The organism is Streptomyces sp. NPDC059224, assembly GCF_042754285.1.
In the GTDB taxonomy this organism is placed as follows: Bacteria; Actinomycetota; Actinomycetes; order Streptomycetales; family Streptomycetaceae; genus Streptomyces.
This window is the reverse complement of sequence record NZ_JBHZAN010000076.1, coordinates 1-22740: the sequence shown is the minus strand read 5'-3', so window position 1 is coordinate 22740 and position 22740 is coordinate 1. Positions and strand designations below refer to the sequence as shown.

The 22740-nt window shown below is 72.5% G+C and carries 20 protein-coding genes and 1 pseudogene; 9 read left to right on the top strand and 12 right to left on the bottom strand.

Annotated features, from left to right (window positions below):
• Positions 1–94: 94 nt before the first annotated feature.
• Positions 95–1108, top strand: coding sequence for a type I glyceraldehyde-3-phosphate dehydrogenase (gap, locus tag ACFXI4_RS43855; RefSeq protein ID WP_385003095.1), 1014 nt, complete (start codon positions 95–97; stop codon positions 1106–1108).
• An 803-nt stretch (positions 1109–1911) separates the two neighbouring features.
• Here gap and ACFXI4_RS43850 read toward each other — a convergent pair.
• From ACFXI4_RS43850 to ACFXI4_RS43830, 5 genes and pseudogenes are all read right to left on the bottom strand, one after another.
• On the bottom strand, positions 1912–2490 hold the full coding sequence (locus ACFXI4_RS43850) for a hypothetical protein (protein WP_385003092.1): 579 nt from the start codon (positions 2488–2490) through the stop codon (positions 1912–1914).
• 382 nt (positions 2491–2872) lie between these two features.
• Entirely contained in the window at positions 2873–3295 is a 423-nt protein-coding gene (locus ACFXI4_RS43845) for a hypothetical protein (protein WP_385003089.1), read from the bottom strand.
• 55 nt (positions 3296–3350) lie between these two features.
• A pseudogene (locus tag ACFXI4_RS43840) lies at positions 3351–4564 on the bottom strand (globin domain-containing protein).
• Positions 4565–4835: 271 nt separating this feature from the next.
• The gene (adhE, locus tag ACFXI4_RS43835) at positions 4836–7532 is read right to left on the bottom strand and encodes a bifunctional acetaldehyde-CoA/alcohol dehydrogenase (RefSeq protein WP_385003086.1); all 2697 of its coding nucleotides are present in this window, start codon (positions 7530–7532) and stop codon (positions 4836–4838) included.
• Positions 7533–7636: 104 nt separating this feature from the next.
• Complete coding sequence (locus tag ACFXI4_RS43830; RefSeq protein WP_385003083.1) at positions 7637–8356, bottom strand: CBS domain-containing protein; 720 nt, start codon at positions 8354–8356, stop codon at positions 7637–7639.
• 539 nt (positions 8357–8895) lie between these two features.
• Between ACFXI4_RS43830 and ACFXI4_RS43825 the strand changes: the two genes are divergently transcribed.
• The 7 genes from ACFXI4_RS43825 (at position 8896) to ACFXI4_RS43795 (ending at position 15092) form a co-directional block, all read left to right on the top strand.
• A complete protein-coding gene (locus tag ACFXI4_RS43825) occupies positions 8896–9810 on the top strand; it encodes a universal stress protein (RefSeq protein ID WP_385003080.1) in 915 nt (304 codons plus the stop codon).
• Between the two features lie 130 nt (positions 9811–9940).
• Positions 9941–10363, top strand: a complete 423-nt coding sequence (locus ACFXI4_RS43820) for an Hsp20/alpha crystallin family protein (protein WP_385003077.1) — start codon at positions 9941–9943, stop codon at positions 10361–10363.
• Between the two features lie 114 nt (positions 10364–10477).
• Positions 10478–10789 (top strand): hypothetical protein, encoded by a 312-nt coding sequence (locus ACFXI4_RS43815; protein WP_385003074.1) that lies wholly within the window; start codon positions 10478–10480, stop codon positions 10787–10789.
• Between the two features lie 26 nt (positions 10790–10815).
• Positions 10816–10944, top strand: coding sequence for a hypothetical protein (locus ACFXI4_RS43810; protein WP_385003071.1), 129 nt, complete (start codon positions 10816–10818; stop codon positions 10942–10944).
• Positions 10945–11244: 300 nt separating this feature from the next.
• Entirely contained in the window at positions 11245–12099 is an 855-nt protein-coding gene (locus ACFXI4_RS43805) for a universal stress protein (RefSeq protein WP_385003068.1), read from the top strand.
• Positions 12100–12261: 162 nt separating this feature from the next.
• Entirely contained in the window at positions 12262–12879 is a 618-nt protein-coding gene (locus ACFXI4_RS43800) for a hypothetical protein (protein ID WP_385003066.1), read from the top strand.
• Positions 12880–13346: 467 nt separating this feature from the next.
• A complete protein-coding gene (locus tag ACFXI4_RS43795) occupies positions 13347–15092 on the top strand; it encodes a GAF domain-containing protein (protein WP_385003063.1) in 1746 nt (581 codons plus the stop codon).
• A gap of 338 nt (positions 15093–15430) precedes the next feature.
• On the opposite strand, the gene ACFXI4_RS43790 is transcribed toward ACFXI4_RS43795, so the two are convergent.
• From ACFXI4_RS43790 to ACFXI4_RS43760, 7 genes are all read right to left on the bottom strand, one after another.
• Positions 15431–15763 (bottom strand): hypothetical protein, encoded by a 333-nt coding sequence (locus ACFXI4_RS43790; protein WP_385003060.1) that lies wholly within the window; start codon positions 15761–15763, stop codon positions 15431–15433.
• 177 nt (positions 15764–15940) lie between these two features.
• Positions 15941–16840, bottom strand: coding sequence for a universal stress protein (locus tag ACFXI4_RS43785; protein ID WP_385003057.1), 900 nt, complete (start codon positions 16838–16840; stop codon positions 15941–15943).
• Positions 16841–16957: 117 nt separating this feature from the next.
• Complete coding sequence (locus ACFXI4_RS43780; RefSeq protein WP_385003054.1) at positions 16958–17488, bottom strand: universal stress protein; 531 nt, start codon at positions 17486–17488, stop codon at positions 16958–16960.
• Positions 17489–17630: 142 nt separating this feature from the next.
• Complete coding sequence (locus ACFXI4_RS43775) at positions 17631–17861, bottom strand: hypothetical protein (protein ID WP_385003051.1); 231 nt, start codon at positions 17859–17861, stop codon at positions 17631–17633.
• A gap of 302 nt (positions 17862–18163) precedes the next feature.
• Complete coding sequence (locus ACFXI4_RS43770; RefSeq protein WP_385003048.1) at positions 18164–19741, bottom strand: MFS transporter; 1578 nt, start codon at positions 19739–19741, stop codon at positions 18164–18166.
• Between the two features lie 122 nt (positions 19742–19863).
• Positions 19864–20352, bottom strand: a complete 489-nt coding sequence (locus ACFXI4_RS43765) for a hypothetical protein (protein WP_385003045.1) — start codon at positions 20350–20352, stop codon at positions 19864–19866.
• 177 nt (positions 20353–20529) lie between these two features.
• On the bottom strand, positions 20530–21498 hold the full coding sequence (locus ACFXI4_RS43760; protein WP_362719911.1) for an Acg family FMN-binding oxidoreductase: 969 nt from the start codon (positions 21496–21498) through the stop codon (positions 20530–20532).
• A 457-nt stretch (positions 21499–21955) separates the two neighbouring features.
• Between ACFXI4_RS43760 and ACFXI4_RS43755 the strand changes: the two genes are divergently transcribed.
• Positions 21956–22687, top strand: coding sequence for a CBS domain-containing protein (locus ACFXI4_RS43755; protein ID WP_385003041.1), 732 nt, complete (start codon positions 21956–21958; stop codon positions 22685–22687).
• The last annotated feature ends 53 nt before the right edge of the window (positions 22688–22740 follow it).

Sequence of the window (22740 nt, the reverse complement as noted above, 5' to 3'; positions counted from 1 at the left end):
GCCTGGATCCGCGAACACGGCACCGACCTGCCCGAGGTCGCCGACTGGACCTGGAACGCCTGAACACCACCGACCCCGAAAGAGGTTCACCGCCATGACCGTACGCGTCGGCATCAACGGATTCGGCCGCATCGGCCGTACCTACCTGCGCGCGGCACTCGACCGTGCCGAGGCGGGCACCCAGGACGTCGAGGTGGTCGCGATCAACGACATCACCTCGCCCGCCACCCTGGCCCACCTGCTGGAGTACGACTCGACGTTCGGGCACATCGGACGCGACGTCCTGCACGACGACAGCTCCATCACGGTGGACGGCCGGCGCATCGCCGTCACCGCCGAGCGCGATCCCGCGGCCCTGCACTGGCTGGACTACGGCGCCGGGATCGTCATCGAGTCCACCGGCCGGTTCCGCGACCGGGACTCCGCCGCCCTGCATCTGAAGGCCGGCGCCCACACCGTGCTGCTGTCCGCGCCGGGCAAGGACGTCGACGCCACCATCGTGATGGGTGTCAACGACGCCTCCTACGACCGGCATCAGCACCGGATCGTCTCCGCCGCCTCCTGTACCACCAACTGTGTCGCCCCGATGGTGAAGGTCCTCGACGAGGCCTTCGGTATCGAGCGCGGCGTGATGACCACCATCCACGGCTACACCAACGACCAGTCCCTGCTCGACGGCCCGCACAAGGACCTGCGCCGGGCCCGCTCGGCCGCCCTGAGCATCATCCCCACCAGCACCGGCGCCGCCCGTGCCGTGGGTCTGGTGGTGCCGGAACTCGCCGGGGCCCTGGACGGGATCGCGGTCCGCGTCCCGGTGGAGGACGGCTCACTCACCGACCTGGCCGTGGTGCTCGGCCGGGAGGCGAGCGCGGACGAGATCAACGCCGTGTTCGAGGCGGCGGCCGAGGGAGCGCTCAACGGCATCCTGCGCGTGTCGAAGGCCCCGATCGTCTCCCGTGACGTCATCGGTGACCCCTCCTCCTGCGTCTTCGACCCGGCCCTGACCCAGGCCAACGGCACCCTGGCCAAGGTCTTCGGCTGGTACGACAACGAGTGGGGCTACACCAACCGGCTCCTGGACCTCACCGCCCTGGTGGCGGACGACTGACCCGCGCGGCCGGGCCCCGCGAGGGGGGAGGGGGCGGTCGGTTCAGGCGTGAGAGCCGACCGCCCCCGGGGTCTGCCCCGCTGTTGCCGGGCGCGAACGGAAGCACTCCGTCGACCTCGAGGAACTGGAACGACTGCTGCTGCGGCCGTCCCGGGCGGAAGCCGACCTGCCGCTCGGCGAGGGGAGACGACGACCCGAATCCCCACGCCGACTTCACCGCCGCGGGCCTTGGCCAGGCCGCATGACCGTCGGCTTGCGGGCATGCCGGGCGGTCCGTCACCGAGCGCCCGGCGTATCGGGGTCCGAGATCGGATTCGTCATCCCCGGTGGTGGCGGTCAGGGAGGCGGTGGACGCCGGTGAGGGAGTTCCAGCGGGGTGATCCATGGCGCGTGGAGGGCCCGCGACTTGGCCGGCCACGGCTACCAGATCAGCCCCCGTGCGCTGTTCTCCACGCCGCACCGGTCGGACGGCCTGTTGGTCTCTGAGCCCGGTGGCCGGCGGCCGTACTCGCCGCGTCCACCGGGCCAATGAGGCGGGGAAGGCGGCGCTGGACGCGGACCGGCGGGCACGCCCTGGCCGGCCCGCGAGGTCCTGCCCGCCGACGACCCGTCCCGCCCATGGCCGGACAGCTGTCCGGGGCGGCGGACGGTCCCTTCGCGGCCCAGCCCGGAGCGTGCCGTCGCATGCCGGGAGAGGCCGAACGGCCCGCGGAGGTCTGGCACGGGGGGGCAGGCCCGGGCTGCGGACACCTGGCGAGGCTCCAGGCCGCCCCTGGGCCCGGAGCCTTTAGGCCGTGACGAACTCAGCTGGTCTTGTGGCCCCATCGCGGTCCCACCAGATCCCATTCCCGGTCCCATTCGTCGATGCGGCGGCGGTCGAGCCGCCACCGGGCGGCTGCGCCGGCGCCGAACACCGGTGCGGCGAGTGCGAGAGCGGCCGCGCCACCCAGAAACCCGGACTCGATTGCGGCCTCCGTGGAGCCCGTCGGCGCGAGGGTGAGCCTGCCCTGGGCGTTCTGCCAGACCGTGACCCTGGTGCCGGCTTTGAGCCCAGTGCTCACAAGCGTCCGGCCTGTGCGGGTCGAACCGCCGGGTGTCGTCCAGCGCACCGACGCCGGCCGGCGATCGGTTCCGCCGAGCGTGCCGGTGCCGCGCGGGACGTCGTTCAGGAGCACGGCTCGGACGGAGCGCCGTTCCGTTCGCTGCCGCGCGAACATCTCGTCCGCGGTATGGGCCGTGACCAGTCCGGTGACGGTGCCGCCCACGGCGACGACCGTCCACGTGGCCAGCACGATCCAGGCCTCGACGATGTCATGGCGCCGCCGCAGCGGATTCTTCCGCCACCGCCACAGCAGTTTCCTTGAGTACCCGGTCCTGGGCATCGGTCCGCACCTCCTTCTCGTCGTCGTGTCGACATGTCCGAAGGTGACAGCCGCGCCCCCGGGACGACATGGGCCGACCAGGTGCCGCGGAGAGGCTGCTCGGGACCGACTGAGCTCTTGGACAGGGCCGTTCAGCCCAGGAGGCGAGGGGGCCCACCGGACTCCCGCTCAGATCCCGCGTGGTGCCCAAGGGGGAGCAGCAGCCGCCTGCCCCTGTACCGGCGAACGGGGACGGATCGTCAAGGAGACGGCTGGGGCGTCGAGACCCGGGATGCCGGAACGCAGGTCGTACGTGCAGCGGAACTCGACCTCGAACATCCTCCCGCCGCGCATGGTGCAGCCGGCATCAAGCCCGCCGACCGGGTCTGTGCGCACCGCGGATTCAGGTCGTGCGGGAGCCCTCCGCCCCGCTGCCGGGGTCGGTTTCGCCGCGGGACCGCCGGATTCCGCCGCGCCACGGCGGGGACGCGGCCCGGTGGCCGTCGTCCCAGGAGCGGGCGGCCTTGTCGATCTGGCCGCGCAGCCGGTCCTGGAGCCGGTCGACGGCCTCGGTACCCGTGGCCTCCTCGGCCGTGGCGATCACCTGGCGACCGCCGACGTGCAGGTCGGCCGTGGCCAGCCACGGGTGGTCGGCGTGGCGAGCGCCCGCCCGCACGATGCGCACGACTCCCGTGACGGCGGGCAGTCCCGGCCTGCTCACGACGGCATCGGTCTTCGTACGGGCGTACGCCAGCGTCGCTTCGTCCACGGGGCCGTCGGAACGCAGCTGCACGGTGGGCAGCGCCTGGGGGTGGTCGGTGGTCATGGGTGTTCCTCCATCGGACATCGGAATGCTGGGGGACTCGGACGTTCGGCGTGACTCAGGCCGCCGTACCGGGGAGGCACGGGTCGGGGCCGAAGACCTCGTAGCGGATGCGCCTCGCGGGCACCCCGCCGGCGAGCAGCTGTCCGCGTACCGTGCGTATGAAGGGAAGCGGGCCGCACTGGAACACCGTTGGTCCGTCGGGGAGCTGGATGCCCCCAGGTCCATCGGACCGGTGCGGGCGTCGGGTTCCTCCGCTCCCGGGCGCTCGTACCAGAAGACGGCGCGGGCACCCGGAAGCCGTCCGACGAAATCGCGTGTCTCGGCGCGCAGAGCGTGCCGGCCGGGGGAACGGTCGGCGTGCAGGACCAGCACCGGACGGGTCGGGCCGAGGGCGGCCAGGTGGGCCAGGATGCCGGTCATGGGCGTGCAGCCGATGCCCGCCGAGACCAGCACGAGTGGGTTCGTGGCGTCGGCCGGGTCGTCGGGGAAGACGTCCCCGGACGGCGCGGACAGCATCGGCTCGTCCTCCTCGCGGACGCGGTCGTGCAGCAGGGCGGAGACCTCGCCGTCCGGCGCTGAGGGCCGGCCTGCCGGTCGCTTCACGGTGATGCGCCGCAGATCTCCGCCCGGGCCCGAGGAGAGGCTGTACTGGCGCAGTTGGCGGACTCCGTCGGCCATGCGCAGCCGGACGCTCACGTACTGCCCTGCGCGGGCCCGCGGTGGCGGTCCGCCGTCCGTCGGGCGGACCGGAAAGGACACCACGTCAGGGGTCTCGGTGCGGCGCTCGACGACCGTCCAGGGCCGCCAGACCTCTCCCGGCCGGACGCCCGCGTCCTGGCAGAGGCGGGCCTCCTGGGCGATCAGGGCGCCGGCCATCAGCCAGTAGACCTCGTCCCACGCGGCCGCCACCTCTCGCGTGACCGCCTCGCCGAGAACCTCGGCTACCGCACCGAACAGGTACTTGTGCACGATCGTGTACTGGTCGTCGGTGACGCCGACCGCGGCGTGCCTGTGCGCGATCAGGGCCAGGACCGCGTCCGGGCGGGTGTCCGGGTCGTCGAGCAGCGCGGTCGCGAAGGCGGCGATCGATTTGGCCAGGGCCTGGTGCTGCGCGCCGCTGGCCTGGTTGCCGCGGTTGAACATGCCGTCGAGCAGTTCCGGACGGTCGTGGAACGTCGTGGCGTAGAGGCGGGTGGTGATCTCGTCGAGTGCTCCGGCCACGGCGGGCAGGGTGGCCCGGACGAGGGCGGCGGATTCCGCGGACCGCATGAAAGACCTCCCGGAAAAGGCGACTTGGAAGGGAAGAGGGGGCCGCGTCGATGTGGGCGGCGATCTCTGTGCAGCAGGCGTGGGCCCCTGTTCCGGCGCCGTCCGGGGGCGGTGGTCCGAAGAGGTGCCGAAGGGCCCGTCACCTGGGGAGGACCGGCCGCGCCGGGCTCCTCCCACCAGGGGCCGGACGGCTCTGCGGTACCGCCCCGTCGGCCCCCTTCGCGACCGGCACCCCGAGCGGACGCCGGCGCGAGAGCGGTGCCGATGCGCGCTACGGTCGGGCCTCCTGTCCGGGGGCGGGACGGACCTGTGTACCGCCGTAATAGGCGAGGCGCATGAGCTCCCGCATGTCGTCGAGCATGGGCATTCGCGGATTGGCGGGCGCGCACTGGTCCTCGTAGGCGTTGAGGGCCTGCTGGGACAGCGCGTCGAGGAATTCGCGCTCGTCGACGCCAAGGGCCCGGAACGTCGGCTCGATACCCACCGCCTCGCGCAGCCGCTCCACAGCCGAGGCGAGCGACTCGACGCCCTCGGCGGGCGTGGCGGCGGGCAGGCCGAGGGTGCGGGCGATGTCCTGGAAGCGTTCCGGAGCCCGGTAGTTCTCGTACTTGGGCCAGCCGGTGAGCTTGGTGGGGACGGTGCCGTTGTATCGGATGACATGGGGCAGCAGGACGGCGTTGGTGCGGCCGTGCGCAAGGTGGAAGGTGGCGCCGAGGGTGTGGGACATCGCGTGGACGATGCCGAGGAAGGCGTTGCCGAAGGCCATGCCGGCGATGGTGCCGGCGTTGTGCATCTTCTCCCGGGCCCCGGGCTGCGCCGCGCCGTCGTTCACCGAGGCCTCGATGTTGTCGAAGATCAGCCGGATCGCGTGCAGGGCCGGGCCGTCGGTGAAGTCGTTGGCGTAGACGGACACATACGCCTCGATGGCGTGGGTGAGGGCGTCGAAGCCGCTGTCGGCGGCCAGCGGCCGGGGCAGCCCGGTCGTGAGCAGCGGGTCGACGATGGCCACGCTGGGAGTGAGCGCGTAGTCGGCCAGCGGGTACTTCTTGCCGGTGACGGGATCCGAGATGACGGCGAACGGGGTCACTTCCGCACCGGTGCCCGACGTGGTGGGGATGCACACCAGGCGGGCCAGCCTGCCCAGCGTCGGGAAGCGGAAGGCGCGCTTGCGGATGTCGGAGAACTTGTGCCGCATGTCGGCGAAGTCGACGTCCTTGCCCTGCGCCTGTTGCTCGTACAGCAGCCACATCACCTTGGCCGCGTCCATGGGAGAGCCGCCGCCCAGCGCGATGATGGTGTCAGGGCGGAAGTCGCCCATGAGCCGGGCTCCGCGCCGCACCGAGTCGATGCTGGGTTCGGGTTCGACGTTGTCGACGACCTGGATGGTGACCGGCTCCCGACGCCGTCGCAGCACACGCTCGACCCGGTCGACGAGGCCAAGGCGGGTCATCGTCGCGTCGGTGACGACGGTGACGCGGTGGACGTCCGGCATGGAGGTCAGGTAGCGGATGGACTGCGGCTCGAAGTAGATCTTCGGCGGGACCTTGAACCACTGGAGGTTGTTGTGGCGCATCGAGACGCGCTTGACGTTCAGGAGCTGGGCGGCGGAGACGTTGTTGGAGACCGAGGTGCTGCCCCAGGAGCCGCATCCCAGTGTCAGCGACGGGAGCAGGCTGTTGTAGATCCCGCCGATCGCGGCCTGCGACGAGGGTGAGTTGACGATGATCCGTACGGTCTTCATGCGCCGGCCGTACGCCTCGGCCAGCGCGCTGTCCCCGGTGTGGATGACTGCGCTGTGGCCCTGCCCGTGGAAGGCGACCATGTCGGCGGCCAGGTCGAAGCCCCGCCGCTCGGAGTCGGCGCGCAGGACGGCGAGGACCGGGCACAGTTTCTCCCGGGTGAGCGGTTCCTGCGGGCCGACCTGACCGGCCTGGACCAGGATGAGCGAGGTGTCGGCCGGTACGGTGAACCCGGCCTGCTCGGCGATCCACGCCGGGCTCTGGCCGACGGCCGCGGAGTTCACCTTGGGCTCACGGCCGGCTCCCGTGGCTTCGTCGGCCGGGAACAGGAACGCCTCCAGCTTCGCCTTCTCCTCGGCGGTCGCCAAGTGGGCGTGCAGGGTGCGGAATTCGGCCAGGGCCGCGTCGTAGATCTCCCCGTCCAGGATGACGGCCTGTTCGGAGGCGCAGATCATGCCGTTGTCGAACGACTTGGACAGTACGAGGTCGTTGACGGCCCGGCGCAGCCCGGCGCTCTTGTGCACGTACGCGGGGACGTTGCCGGCGCCCACGCCCAGGGCGGGCTTGCCGGCCGAGTAGGCGGCCTTGACCATGGCGTTGCCGCCGGTGGCGAGGATGAGCGAGACACCCGGGTGCCGCATCAGGGCGCGGGTCGCCTCGACGGAGGGGGTCTCGATCCACTGCACGCAGTGCTCGGGCGCGCCCGCGGCGACCGCCGCGTCGCGCACGACACGGGCCGCCTGCGAGCTGCAGTTCTGGGCGGAGGGGTGGAAGGCGAACACGACCGGGTTGCGGGTCTTCAGCGCCATCAGGGCCTTGAAGATCGTGGTGGAGGTCGGGTTCGTGACCGGTGTGACCGCGCACACGACGCCGACGGGCTCGGCGACCTCGATCATGTCGTCGATGTCGTCGCAGGCGATGACACCGACCGTCTTCATCGGCCCCATGCTGTGCGTGACATGTTCACAGGCGAACATGTTCTTGGCGGCCTTGTCCTCGAAGACACCGCGTCCGGTCTCGTCCACCGCGAGCCGCGCGAGCGCGGTGTGCTGGTCGAGGGCGGCGACCGAGGCCTTCTTCACGATGTGGTCGACCTGTTCCTGGTCGAGCGCCTCGTAGTCGGCGAGTGCCTTGAGGCCGTTCGTCACCAGCCGGTCCACCGAGATGGAGATGTCGGACGGCGCCCCGGCGGGCTCGGTGGTCGCGCTGCGGTCGTCGTGGCGGGTCATGGTGGGCGAGCCTCCGTCGTCGAGAGACCGCCGCCGCGGGGGCGGCGCGGGATGGGAGCGGCACTGCGGGGGACCGGTACTGCTCCCAGCAGCAGCGTCCCTCTTCAGCGGGGCCCGCCCCCAGGTCCCGCCGGTCCCTTCGGAGGGCTGAGGGGTCCCGAATCGATGCGGACGTTCAGCCCGTTGACAACGCCGACCACTCCGTCCACCCGGTACGTCAGCCGGATCGCGAGCGGGATGTCGTCCCGTTGCTCGACGGCCCCGGCGAGCGTGACCATGCCGTCCCGCACGGACACGGTGACGCTGTCGGCCGGCAGGCCCAGGGCACGGGTCACCACGTCGTCGAACACCTCCCGGCGGATCTCGTCGTCCGTGCGCAGGAAGACACGCAGCAGATCTCGGCGGGTGGCGATGCCGATCAGCCGGTCCTCCTCGTCGACGACCGGGAGCCGCTCCACTCCGTGACGCTCCATCACGCGCGCGGCGTCCGCGATCCGCTGCTCCGGATGCACGGTCACCGCGGGCGTCGTCATCAGTTCCTGCGCGGTGCCGGCACCGGCGCGGGTGTCAGCGGCGGTCCGACGGGCCGCGCGCCTCAGCCGAGGGATGCGGAGCCTTCCCGTCCGGCCGGATGCGGACCTGGTTGCCTGGTGCCGGATCAGATCCGTCTCGGAGACCACGCCCACGACCTTGTCGTCGTGATCCACGACGGGCAGCCCGCTGATCCGATGCCGGTCCAGCAGACGCACCAGATCCTTGAACGACGTGTCCCGGTGCGCCTCGACGACGTCGCCTGTCATCACCTCGCCGACGATGCGGGTCATGGCACCCACTTCCTTCCTCATCAGGTGTCCAGGCGGGGTCGTCCACCGGATCTGCCGTGCGGGCGGGCCGTCGCCGGCCGGATCCGACACCTGGTTCCAGGCTCCCTCCCGCGCCTCGTGCCGAGCAGGGCCGAGCGTCCTGTGCGCAGGGTCCGACCCGCCCACGGCTCGGTGGGCGGGTCTCCGGGACCCGGGAGCGACAGGTCCCGCTGCCGTCGGTGAGGGGCCGCCTCGCCTCGGAGCCCGGCCCTTGTCACCTGCTGTCCCTCGCCCCCGCCTCGGGAAGCGCGGCCCGTCCTGCCTCCAGGCGGGCGACCGGGACCCGGAACGGCGAGCAGGAGACGCAGTCGAGGCCCGCCGCACGGAACGGCCGCCGACGATACAGCCGACCACGCCCGGGTGCGGTTTCCCGACGGCGGAGCTGCACGTCTCCCGCGTCCCAGAGGTCCGGTCGGACCCCGTGGCAGGGACCTCGGGCCCCTCCTGTCGCGTGCGCGTGCCTCGGAGACTGAGCGTGCATCCCCTAAGGAGGTCCGCACATGTCCGCCATCACCGTCGGTCTCGACGGCTCGCCCGAAAGCCTCGCCGCCGCAGACTGGGCCGCCCGCGAAGCGGCACAACGTGATGTGTCCCTGTGTCTCGTACATGCCGATGACCCACCGCTCCCCATGTATGTCCCGTATGCGGGTTTCCCGGCCCTGGACGTGCTCGACATACAGCGCACGTGGGCCGCCGACCTGCTGCGCGAGGCCGAGACCCGGATCGCCGGGCGTCACCCCGGGCTCCGGATCACGAGCCGGCTGGTCCAGGAACAAGCCGTCCCCGCTCTGTTGGCAGCCGGCGAGGACGGGGAACTGCTGGTCCTCGGGTCACGGGGCCTCGGCACTGTGCCCGGATTCATCGTCGGCTCGGTCGCACTCGCCGTCGTGGCGCGCGCCGAGCGGCCCGTCGTCCTCGTACGGGCCGGTGAGCGCGCCGAGGACGAGCATCTGCCGGCCGCCACGGGCGCCGGGTCGATCACCACCCCCTACCGCGACATCGTCCTGGGACTGGACGTCGAGAATCCGGACGACGCTGTCATCGACTTCGCGTTCGAGACCGCCCGTCGTCGAGTGGCCGGTCTGCGGGTGGTCCACGGCTGGACCCAGGCGGCCTCCTACGGCTATGGCGCCGCCCTGGACACGGGGCTGAACCTCGAACGGGCGGAGGAGATACGGAAGGGGCTGGCCGACGTCCTGCGACCCTGGCAGGACAAGTTCCCCGGCGTGGAGGTCAGCGCACAGACCGTGGTCGGCGGCGCCGGCCGTCACCTCGTGCACGCCTCACGGGACGCGGCGTTGGTCGTCGTTGGGCGAAAGCGGCGCCAGGCCTCGGTTGGCGGCCGCATCGGCCCGGTGACCCACGCGGTGCTGCAACACGCCTCCGCGCCGGTCGCGGTGGTGCCGCACGACTGACCGGGGGCCGACGCCGGAACGGTGGCAGAGGCGAGGGCCGTCCGGGTCCGTCAGAGGCCCGGACGGCCCACGCACGGCGTGCCGGCACCGCGGGACGCTGGAAGCGACCAGGAAGGAGAGGAGGCAGAGTATGAGCGGCGTGATGGAGCGGCTGCCCGGTTTCCCGACACTGCCCGAGCTGTTCGGCTGGGTCGAGGGAGGGATCCCCGGGACACATGTGCCTGCGGGACTCCACGGCATCCGCGTCGAGGAACACCTGAAGGAAGGGATCTACGTCCTGCGCGCCGAACTCCCCGGCATCGAGCCCGACAAGGACGTCGAGATCACGGTGGAGGAGAACGTTCTGACCCTGCGCGCCGAACGCAGCGAGGAGAAGACGGAGAAGCACCGCACCGAGTTCCGCTACGGCACCTTCGCCCGTTCGGTCCGCCTGCCCTCCGGCGCGAAGGGCGACGAGGCGACCGCGCAGTACAAGGACGGTGTGCTGACCATCACGGTCCCGGTCCCGCAGGAGAAGGCGGGAACCAGGACCATCCCGGTGCGGCGCGGCTGAGACAGGGCACGCCGCAGCCGCACCAGGTGTGCGCGGCCGGTCGCTCGCCGGCCGCGCACACCGTCGAAACGGGGCCCAGGACGTCGACGACCTGGCGGGCCAGGTGCTCAAGCCGTGCGTGCGGCAGTCCCGGGACGCCGGCCACACCTGGCAGGAGACCGGCGAACCTTCAACGCCGAGGTCCTGGCGGCGTTCACCGACGAGGTGCGCGGGAACGGCCTCGCCACGGTCGCCGGACCGGTCGGCGCCTTCGGGGGCTTCGGCCGGGCCGAGCCGTTCGTCCGGCGCATCGGCGGTCACACGGTGGCCGACATCCCGCCGCGCTACGCGGCCGGCGAGACGAAGGCCCGGGTCGCGTTCGACGCCGACGAGCCGACTCCCTCAGCACACCACCGGCCACGCCCTGGGTCGCGACAGCGCCGCTGATCGCAGTGCTCCCTGCCGTCCTCCGCGTGATCGACATCGCCCGGCACCCGAACACCCGGAGCCTTACGCCCCGGGGCCGGCCGGCCGCCCGCGCCTTCGGGAACGCCTTCGGACGCATCGCCTGTCCGAACTTCGGCCTGGCCGAGAACCGGTAGCCGTCCCCGCCGCGACCTCACCCGGCGTGCGTCGGCTTCCCCCAGCCGCTCGACCTCCTCCCTGACCGGGGGCGGGTGGTCGCGCCAAGAGCCGCCGATGGCCCGTACGGCCCCGCGACAAGGGGCCGTACGGCGTGCGGTGGGGTTCTCGCGGTCCCTGCCCCCGGTGTGCGCGCGGCGCGAGCATCGTCCTCGGAGCCGTATCGGGACCCGCGAGCCGCCGGGCGGCGTCCGTGCCCTGGTCCCGGCGGCCCCTTCCGCTGCGAGCCGGCAGCAAGGAACACAGAAGGGAAAAGGGACATGACTCTCCATCACGTGACCGTCGGAGTGGACGGTTCGGTGGTCGCCGTACGGGCTCTGGACCGGGCCGCCGACGAAGCCGTGCGCCGCCACACCGAACTGCGCGTCGTCTACGCGGTGCCCGACGACGACGAGGCCGGGCCCATCCTGGCGTCGGCCGCCGCGCGCGTCGCCGTTCGCCACCCGGGCCTGCGGGTGGTGACCAAGGCCGTGCAGGGAAGCGCCGTAAAGGTGCTGACCGAAGAGAGCAGGTGCGCCGCCCTCACCGTCGTCGGCACCCGGGGGTTCGGCGGGGTCACCGGCGCCCTGTTCGGCTCGGTGAGCCTGCGGTTGGCCGCGCATGTGCACGGTCCGCTGATGGTCGTACGGGAGGACCATCCGTGCGACACCGGCGCCGCTCCCTCCGGGGAGCGGCCGGCGGTGCTGCTCGGCCTGCGGGGAGACACCGACGCAACGGCAGCGGTCTACGCCTTCGAGGAGGCGGAGCGTCGTGGGGTGTGGCTGTGGGCTCTGCACGCACCCGACCACCGGTACGTCACGCCCGAACTGCCCTGGCAGGCCTCCGTGTCGAGCGCCGGCCGGCAGCGCCTGGCCCAGCGGGACCGGGCGGAGGCGGCCGTGCCTCGTTTCAGCCTCTCCCGTCTGCAGGAGCGGTACCCCCGCGTGGGCGTCGACGCCCGCACCGTGCGTACCGGACCTTCCCACGCCCTGCTGGAGGCGACCCGCGAGGCGGCTGTCGTGGTCATCGGCGCCCACCGTCGGACGGGACACCCCGGGCCGCACCTCGGCCCCGTCGCGCACACCCTGCTGCACCGCTCGCACTGCCCGGTCGTGCTGGTGCCCACGGGCCGTTGACACGGACCTCCGCGGCCGCCAAGTGGCCCTGCGACAGGAGACGTTCGGACCGTCGACGGGTCCTTGCAGCCCCTCCTGCGGGCGGCGCGCAGGAGGGACATTGGAAACGCGACGAGGGCTGCGGCAGCCCTCGCGTGACACTCCTCGGAGGGGATGAAGATCATGGCAGTGCACAACCACCCGCAACGTCACCTGGGATTCCGTCTGCCGTCCCGGCACCGGGCGGAAGCGGTTCCGCAGGCCGCGGACACCGCGACGGCGACCGTGACCGGTGCGCACGTGCTCGCCGGGCTGCGCCTGCTGACCGGGTTCGTCTTCCTGTGGGCGTTCCTCGACAAGACCTTCGGCTTCGGCTACGCCACGCCGGCCGGCAAGGGCTGGATCGACGGCGGTTCGCCCACCAGGGGCTTCCTGAGCTCGGTCGCAGCCGGGCCGCTGGAGTCCACGTTCCACGACTGGGCCGGGGCAGGCTGGGCGGACTGGCTGTTCATGCTCGGCCTGCTGGGCATCGGCCTGGCACTCGTCTCGGGTGTCGCGCTGCGGCTCACCGCGGTGGCGGGCACGGCGATGATGGCCCTGATGTGGATGGCGGAGTGGCCGCCGGCCAAGCACCTGTCGGACGGGTCGCTGAGCATGTCCACCAACCCGTTCGCCGACTACCACCTCATCTACGCCGTCGTGCTGATCGCCCTCGCGGCGGCGGGCGCCGGTGCCACCTGGGGCCTGGGCAAGGTCTGGGCACGGCTGCCTGTCGTCAGCCGCAACCGCTGGCTGCTGTGACCGTCGGCCGCAACCGTGAGCCGCTCTGGAACCGGTGGTTGCTCCGACAGCCCGGAGCGCATCGCACCAGGGGCGCCGCCGTTGAGGGGAACACCCTCCAGCGGCGGCGCCCTTTCTTGCGTCGTCGCGTGCCGCCACACGGGCCCTTCGGCACCACGGAAGGACCCGTGGGCCATCTCGGCACCCCTTGACCCACGAGGTGGTGCCCGCCTGGAGGTGACCCGCGTACGACGCACTCTGGAAGCCTGGACGAGCAGGAGGCTCCGGAGGTTTTGCTGCGGCCCCGGCCGGAGAAGTTCCTGAGCCTCGACGTGAGGGCGGAGACGGTCGTCGGACGGCTCCGGCGACCCGTGAGGAAGACGCGGCGAGGCGGATCCTGTTTTCTCACCGGGCCCGGAACGTTACGGTGTCCTGTGACCGGACAGCCGACTGTCGGCCCGGCCTGCGCACGATCGGGAGGGTCAGCGGTGGCACGCTCCGAGGAGCCCGGAGGGGCTCGAGTGCGGCTGCCCCAGCTCAGGTTGGACGAGCTGCTGGAGGAGTTGCAGGCGCGGCTGGACGCGGCCCGTAGCACGCGGGACCGGGTGCACAGCCTGCTGGAGGCCGTGCTGTCGGTCGGCCGGGAGCTCGACCTGGAGCAGGCGCTGCACAGCATCGTGGAGGCGGCGGCCGTGCTGGTCGACGCCGAGTACGCGGCCCTGGGCGTGATCGGCCCGGACGGCAAGCGGCTGTCCGCCTTTCACACGATCGGGGTCAGCGAGGACCGGATCGCTGCGATCGGCCCGTTCCCGGAAGGCCACGGCATCCTCGGGGAGCTCATCCGCCACCCCGAGCCGCTGCGGCTGACGAAGATCTCCCAGCACCCCGCTTCGCACGGCTTCCCCGCCCACCATCCGCCGATGAACACCTTCCTCGGGGTGCCCATCCGGGTACGCGACCAGGTCTTCGGCAACCTCTACCTGACCGAGAAGCGCGGCGGGCTGCAGTTCGACGAGGAGGACGAGTCGGTACTGTCGACCCTGGCCGTGGCGGCCGGCGTCGCGATCGACAACGCACGCCTGTACGAGGAATCGCGGCTGCGGGAGCGCTGGCTGCGGGCGAACGCCGAGATCACCCACAGGCTGATGTCCGGTGGCGACCGCACCGAGGTCCTCGCCCTGATCGCGGAGCAGGCCGGTGCGATCACGGGGTCGGCCCTGGCCGTGGTCGCCCTGCCCGTGGAGGGCGCCGGGTCGCTGGCCGTGGAGATCGCTGTCGGCCTCGACGCCGAGGCGCACGAGGGGCTGGTGCTGTCCTTGGACCGGACCCTGATGGGCCTGGCCTTCTCCGCTGCGACTCCGGTCACCAGCGAGGATGTCGGTCACGATGCGCGCATCTCCTTGGCACCTCCGCGCTTCGGGGGACTGGGCCCTGCCGTGGCGGTGCCCATCGGCACGGGCGAGGCGGGTCCGCGAGGGGTGGTCCTGCTGGCGCGGGAAACCGGGCGGCAGCCGTTCACGGGCACGGAGACCGAGACCCTGCAGGTCTTCGCCGCTCAGGCCGCCGTGGCGATGGAGCTGGCGGACCGACGCAGGGACGCCGAGGAGATCGCGGTGCTCCAGGACCGCGACCGCATCGCCCGGGACCTGCACGACCTGGCCATCCAGCGGCTGTTCGCCACCGGTATGACGCTGCAGAGCGCCGGCCGATTCATCGAGCACGAGGAGGCCGCCGAGCGCGTCATGCGGGCGGTGGAGGACCTGGACGAGACGATCAAGATCATCAGGTCGACCATCTTCGGGCTGCGGGCACGGGACGGCGGTGCCGGGACTGGGCTGAGAGCCCGTGTCGTACGGGCGATCGGTGAGGCCGCCGACGTTCTCGGCTTCCCGCCCAGTGTGCGCATGGAGGGCCTGGTCGACACGGAGGTGCCGCGGGAGATCGCCGATCACGTGATCGCCGTGCTGTCCGAGGCCCTGACCAACATCGCCCGGCACGCGCGGGCCCAACGGGCCGATGTGGCCCTGGAGGCGAACGGCCGTGGGGTACGGCTGACGGTGACGGACGACGGCGTGGGCATCCCGGCCGAGGGCCGCCGCAGCGGGCTGCGCAACATGGCCGAGCGGGCCGAGCAGCTGGGCGGTTCGCTGGAGACGAACCGCCCTGAGGGCGGCGGCACTTCGCTGGTGTGGCAGGTGCCCGTGGGGGAGCGGCAGCCGAACCCCCCATTGTGACGCCGGGGGTGACGGGCGGTCGAACGGCTGGTCGTTGTGACCGCGTGGTCCGTCGCCGTGCTCGATTCGCTGGACCACCCTGGAACGTGGGGACACCCGGGAGAGTTGACTCCCGGCCAGGGCGGGTCCGAGCGGCCGTCGCCGGGGCCGTTCGGCCTCTCCGGGCCGCGCGGCGGACGCACGAGGCTGAAGCGCACGGACCGGGAGCAGGACATGCGGGAGGTGCCGGCTGTCCGGATGCCTCCACCACTGGCACGGACTTCGCACCGCACGCCGCACCCGAGCGGTTCACGACCTGCCCGGGCATGCCGTCGGCGACGCGGGACTTGGGAGTTGACTCATGGCGACGCAGCGCCCAGCACGGCGTACCCGCCGGCGGCGAGTCCGGCCGGCCGGACCGCGTTGCGGACCGGCCGGCCGAAGTGGCGCAGGGCGAGAACGGTGGCGGGCACGGTGAGAGCGACCGCATGCGGCATGCTCGCGGTGCGATCGGCGAGCCCCAGCTCCTCGACCCGGTCCGGCGAGTCGACCAGCACCGCCCCTTCGGACCGCGGCCCGTCGAGGACGTTGACCTGGTGCAGCCGGGTGGCGTCCTGGATCACCAGGGCGTCGTGGGCCGCATGACGGCTCGCGTACCCGCAGGGGCGGTCGTCGATACGGCAGAACGCCATCGGGGGCGCCCGGTGCGCTCCGAGCCGAAGCCCGGGAACGCCCGCGCGTGACGGTCCTCCGGGAAAGCCGCCACCGACAACAGCTCGGCGGCCGTGACGGCGCCCTGGCCGGCACGGCCGTGCATGCGTACCTGGAACGCGGCACCCTCCTCCCGGAGGCCGACCGGGTCCGGCGGATCAGGCATGCGGGACGATCGCGACGGGGCAGCGGACGTGGTGCATCACCGCGTGCGCCACCGGCCCGGTGCGGACACCGAGCCCGGCCGGGCGGTGCTCCCGGCCGACGACCAGCAAGCCGGCGTCCTCCGCCTCGCGCAGGAGTTGCGGGACGGGGCGCCCGCTCTGCACGACGTCACACACCCGGACGGTCGGGAACTTCTCCCGCCACGGCCCCGTCGCCGCGGCCAGGGCCTGTTCGGCGGTCCTGCGGGCGATGACCTCGGCCTCCGCGTTCGCCGCGCCGAGCAGACCCGGCGGCCGGCAGGTGTGCACCACCCGCAGCGGAGCATTACGCAGCGCCGCGTTCTCGAAGGCGAACCCGAGGACCTCCTCGCACGGGTGGGAGGTGTCCACACCCACGACCACCTCGCGGTACGGCGCACGCGCCGACGGCCGGCCCTCGGCGTCCGGGAGACGCTCGTCCTCGGAGGTCCGGCCGGCGCGCACCAGCACCACGGGCCGCGTCGCACGGGCCACCGTCGCCAGTGCCACCGATCCGGCCGTGAAGCCGTAGAAGCCACTGAGAGCGCGGCTTCCGAGCACCAGCAGTTCGGCCTCTTCACCTGCCCTGACCAGTGTGTCCGTGGCCGGCCGTGAGATCTGGTCGGCGCTCAGGCGCAGCTGCGGATACCGCTCGTTGATCCGGTCCATCGCGCCGCGCAGGATGCCGGCCGCCCAGGAACGGGGTGCCTCGAGCTCCGGCAGGCGGGATGCCTCAGGGGTCAGCCCCTCGTACGCGTGCACCAGCCGCAGCGGCAACCCGCGCCGCAACGCCTCGCGGGCCGCCCAGTCGGCGGCGGCGAGGCTCTCAAGTGAACCGTCCAGCCCTACGACGACAGGGCGAAGCACAGTCAACACCTCCCCATGATCCACGCCCGTCCCGTTCTACGGGCACGGGCCGTTGGCTCCCAGCGTCCGGCGGGGGCGACGGCCCGGCAGGGGCTGCGTGGCCCCGGTGACGGGCCGAACGGCCGCTCACCCCGTCCGTACGGAAGCCGTTCGGGCCTTGCCGCGGGAAAGCGCCGTTCCCCCGGTCGTGGGCGGCTGGACCGCCGCTCCCGAAGACGGCGGCACCGTCACCACGGGTACCTGCGCGTATCGCAGGCAATCGCGGCCGACCGTACCCAGGGCCGGCAGCTGCCACTGCCCATGGGCGCGGCGTCCGAGCGCCAGCATCCTGGCACCCCGTGTCTGACCGAGCAGCACCTGCGTGGGCGGGCCCTGTACGAGGACCACCCGTACCGAGGATGCCGGCCGCGCGCCGAAGGCCCTGCGCACGGTCGAGTGAAGAAGGGCGGTGGCCCGCTCGCGCTGTTCGGCCGTCGTCGGCCGGCCGGCGGCCGGAGCATAGGGCGCCAACGGGGCGGCAGGCTCCCAGGCGTGCACGGCCACGACCTCGACGCCGAGGATGCGTGCCTGCTCCCCGGCCCAGCGCAGTGCGGCCAAGGACGCCTCGGAACCGTCGACACCCACCACGATCCTGTTGCCGAACGTGCTCTCGCTCATGGCTGCCTCCGGGATCGGCCTGTGTTCCCACGGTGCCCCGGCCGGAGGGGCCGGGGCGTGGGCCGGGCGGTGCCGCGTGCGTGCCGAACGGTCCCTTCCGGACCGGGGTGTGACGAGCCGTGGACAGCGCCCGGAGGGGACATCACCGGGAGTGGTGCCGGTAGTCGTCGTGCTCGCCCGTCCCCATGTAGTGGCGCTCCTCGATCACCGTCCCGCGCTCGCCCGGGCGCCGAACCATGCCCGGTGTGACCATGAACACGATCAGGCCGAGGATGCCGACCGTCATCAGCGCGAAGCCGACGACGAACGAGCTGTAGCCGAACACCATGCAGGCGCCCACGACGGTCGCGCCCACCAGGATGAGGGGAAACATGACTGCCTTCCTTCTGCCGTCCGCCCACGGGCGGCCTCCGACACCGACGAGCCGACCCGCCGCGCCGCGCTCCGGCGGTCGCCGCACGCCGCGTCCGGACAGGTCTGCCCAGGCTCTCGCCCCTGGGGACAACCCCGGTGCGACGGACGCGTGACGACGCGTTGCGGACCTCGGTCATGGCGGATCTCCTTCATCCCTCTCTTCCAGCGTGTTCGGCGGCCGGCGCACACGGCAGGGGCTGAACGGGCAGGTCACCGGCCGACCTGGCCATTGCGGACCCGCGCTTCGCGTGGTCGTGTGGCCTACAGCGGTTCCTCGGGCTCGACGGAGGCCCCGGACGGCCGGGCGGGCAGCGCGGCGAATGCCAGCATGGCTCCGCCGGCGGCCACGCAGGCGCCGACCGTGAGGCCGAGGCCCATACCGCTGACGAACGCCGAGCGGGCCAGGTCCGCCAGCATCCGCCCCGACACGCCCCCCACCCGTTCGGCGAGCGCGAGCGCGCCCCCGAGCGAGCCGAGCACACTGTCCGAGACGTCGTGCGACAGCTGGTACGGCCTCAGCGGCGGACCCATACGGTCCTGGTAACGGGCGGTCAGCAGGCTGCCGATCACGGCCACTCCGACCGCCCCGCCCAACTGGACGGAGACACCGTTGGTGGCCGAGCCGACCCCGGTGTCGCCCTGGGGCAGGGTGCCCATGAGGGCGTCGAGGGCGGCGGGCACCACGAGTCCGGCGCCGAGGCCGAGCATCAGCAGACCGGCCAGCAGATCCTCGTACGTGGCGGACGACTCCGCGGTGGACAGCTGCCACAACCCGGTCGCCACGGCCAGCAGACCCGTTCCGGCCACTGCCTTGGTGCCGGCCCACCGCACCAGGGCCGGGGACAGCGGAGCGACCAGCGCGAGCAGCCCGGCCACGGGCAGCACCCGTACACCGGTCCGCAGTGCGCTGTAGCCGAGACCGAACTGGAGGAACTGGGTCAGCACGAACAGGGCCCCGAAGAGCCCGAACATCGCGAGCGCCACCGACGCGGTGGCGACGGAGAACCGGCGGTCGCGGAAGAAGGCCAGGTTCAGCAGGGGGTGCGTGCTGCGCCGCTCCCAGACGGCGAAAACCACCAGTACCACCAGGCCGGTGCCGCCCGCGCCGAGCACGACGCCGGAGGACCAGCCGCGCACCGGGGCCTCGATGATCGCCCAGAGCAGGAGGCCGAGCCCCGCCATCGACAGGACCGAACCGGCCGGATCCGGCCGCAGCGCCGCCGGATTGCGGGACTCCGGCACCAGGAAGGCGGCACAGGCGAGACCGAGGGCGGCGACGGGGATGTTGACCCAGAACACCGATCCCCACCAGAAGTGCTCCAGCAGGAGTCCGCCCGCCACCGGTCCGATGGCGATGCCCAGTCCGCTGGTGGCTGCCCACAGGCCGATCGCGCGTTGCCGCTCGCCGGGATCACGGAACACGTCCGTGATGATCGAGAGCGTGGCGGGCATCATCATCGCCGCACCGATGCCCATTGCCGCCCGGGCGGCGATCAGCATGCCCACCGAGCCCGAGTAGGCCGCCCACGCCGAGGCGGCTCCGAACACGGCCAGCCCGGTGACGAAGACCCGGCGGCGCCCGAACCGGTCCGCGCTGCTGCCCGTGACCAGCATCAGCCCGGCGAAGGCCAGGGCGTAGGCGTCGACGATCCACTGCAACTGGGTGGTCGTCGCGCCGAGTTCCTTCACCAGGGTCGGGAGCGCGACGTTCAGGATGGTGTTGTCCAGTGTCACGATCAGAAGTGACACACAGAGCACCACAAGGGTGACCCACCGGCTGCGCATCTCCTGCCCGCGCGGTCCGGCGGCCGCTGACGGTACGTCATGGATGTTTGTCATGCCCCCATGAAGCGTCGGTCGGTGCCGGCGGCATGAGGTGCTGAACGTCCCGGAGCGGGACCGGGCGGGTGGGTCGTTCGGGCCTGAAGCCCCACTCCGGCGGACGCCCTGGCAGGGGTGTGTCAGGTCGCGTCGACCGCGTCCGACGTGCCCAGGGACCGTATGCCGCAGATGCGCCGGGTGGCCGGATCGGACCGGACCAGGAGGCGGGTGGTGCGGTACGGGTGGTTCTCGTCGTCCTCCCAGACCAGGGTGACCCGGCTCCAGCAGTGCCCCGTGCCGCTGTTGTCGTAGACCACCCGCCATGAGGCCGGCACGCCCCGCGCCCGCAGCAGACCGTCCCGGTCGTGAACCGCTTCCCAGCTGATCAGGCTGCGGCGGAGTTCGGGCGTGAGGTAGTGATGCCGCAGTGCGTCGGCGAGTTGTCCCCGGCCCCGGTCGCGCAGCGCGTCGGTGTAGGCGCCGTAGAAGTCGGCGACGTGGTCGACGGCGGACAACGGCCTGCCCGCGCGCCCGAGGGCGCCGGAGGCGGGAGCGGCCGGCCCTTGCGACGGGAGAGGCGGCACCGTGGAACCCGGAGTGATGTGGCGGACCGTCGAGGACTCGGACATGGAACTCTCCTCCTTCCCGGAGAGGAACAGGAGCGTTCCTCGCTCTCAGGACATCGCAGTCCGCGGGCGCCCGCGAGGGCCGAGGGGACTGTCCGAGTGGTCCGTTCGGTGCCTTGCGGGCGAGCGCGGCGCGGGACGTCAGCTCACGGCGCGCTTCCGGCCGAGCACGGGCGGGCCCTACTCCAGGGCCTGCGCCGCCGTACGCCGAGGGGAGGCCGGCCCCTGCGGTCCGTACCCCAGACGGACCACCATCTGGGCATGCGCCCGGCCGTCCTGCGGCCCTGCCAACTGCTCACGCAGCTCCGGCCATTCCAGTGCCTGGTGCAGCAGCGACGCCCGCAGGCCGGCGGCCGTCGCCACCAGCAGGGCGCGCTGAAGCGCCTGACCGGCCCGAAGCCAGTCCGCCCGGCGGTCGTGCGAGGTGGAGAGCACGGCGATCGTGGGCCGTTGCTCGAAGGTGCGGGCGGCGAGTTCGGCCGGGTGGCGGTGGGCTGCGAAGTCCCGCATCGGAACCCGGTCCCGGTAGTCCTGCGGCCCCAAGGCCGACGGCGGAACGCCGAGCGCCGTGCCGTCCGGTTCCCGGATCCATCGGCGGCTCTCCGCTCCCCGGTCGCGGTCGGCCGTGTTGCGCCGCTCCGCCTCCAGCGTCACCCGTAGCAGGCGGTCCGTCTCGCCGGGATCCGGGTAGCCGAGGAGGGCCCCCTCGGCGTGCACGGCCTCGGCGAGCTCGTGCAGCAGGGAGACGGGCGGCGGCCGGTCGGAGAACGGGAAGCGACTGCTGTGCCGGCGCCACACGGCGTCGTACAGCCCCGCCGCCGGTGAGAAGCGGACGGGACCGCCGAGGCGGACGGCGGCCAGCAGGCCGGGCTCGTCGGGCCTGGGCAGCAGCCGGGTCACCGGTTCCCAGCCGAAGTGCGCGACGGCCAGCCGCACATTGAACAGCGCGCAACCCACCGACAGGTGCAGCGCACGCCCGGAAGGGTCGATGTGCCGCAGACCGCGGTCGGCGGCCGCCCGGATCTGCAGGGTCGCCGTCTCCGCGTCCAGCCGGAATCGCCAGGGCTGGGTGTTGTGGATCGAAGGGGCGGCCACAGCAGCCGAGACGATCTTCTCCAGGGTCGCCACGTCGAGCAGCGTGGTGGACATGGGGTCTCCTCCCCGCTCGGTGACCAGGGGCCGTCGGGCTCGGTCGGAAGTTCCGTCCACGATGGCCCCGCCCGCCGGCGGTGGGGCAGGGGCCGGACGGCCCTGCGCCGCGCCGGAAGGCCCGGACCCGGCCGACCGCTGGGACGAAGACGAACCGGTCGGCAGGGCAGGTCCGTTCGCCCGCGGACCGAGCCCCCTACCGGTAAACCGGCGCGGATCGAAGGCCGACAGGTCCTCGATCGGCCCCGAACAGCCCATGGGGAGGCGGCCGGTTCAGGTGGACGCTTCGAGGTGTCAACAGACCCGGGGAGACTCGGCGATGAGGCGCGGGCCGACGACCGCGCCGAACTGCGGAGGCACACCCACCGGAGCGTCGGCCGCTTCCGGTCGAGCACCCGCCTGCCGGCGCCCGGGCCCCGACTTCGGGTCAGCGTCGGCTCCGTCGAGGAGGAAAGTCATGAAGCACAACAAGGTCGGCTCCGTGATGACCACGGAGGTCGTCCGCGCCGCGCAGGCGACGCCCTTCAAGGAAGTGGCCCGGCTGCTCGGCGAGCACCGCATCAGCGGCCTGCCGGTCGTGGACGAGGACGACAAGGTCATCGGAGTCGTCTCGGAGACCGACCTGATGATCCGGCAGGCCGACGCCCCGGACCCCTACGAGCCGAAGAAGCACCACCGCTTCCCCGGTCTGACCCGCAGGGGCCGGACGCGGGCCGCCAAGGCGCGCGCCCGCACCGCGAGTCAGCTGATGACAGCACCACCCGTCACGGTCCACGCCGACGACACCATCGTCGTGGCCGCCCGCACCATGGCCCTGCACCACGTCGAACGGCTGCCGGTCCTGGACGAGGAGCGGCGGCTCGTCGGCATCGTGACCCGCCGCGACCTGCTCCAGGTCTTCCTGCGGCCCGACGCGGAGATCCACGCACAGGTCGTCGAGGAGGTGCTGGAGCGCGCTCTGTGGCTGCAGCCGCGCAGCATCGACGTGTCCGTCACGGAAGGCGTGGTCACCCTTGCCGGACAGCTGGACCGCAAGACCGACACGGAGATCGCCGTCTCCATGACCCGTCAGATCGATGGTGTGGTCGCGGTCGTCGACAAGCTGACCTTCCGGCTGGACGACTCACGCGTCCGGCCCGAGGACCGGGCCGTGCACGGCGTCGCTGACGAATACCTGCGGAGGCTGTGACGCACCGCCGTCGGCACGGGACGGGTGGTCCCCGGCGCGCCACGCGCCGGGGA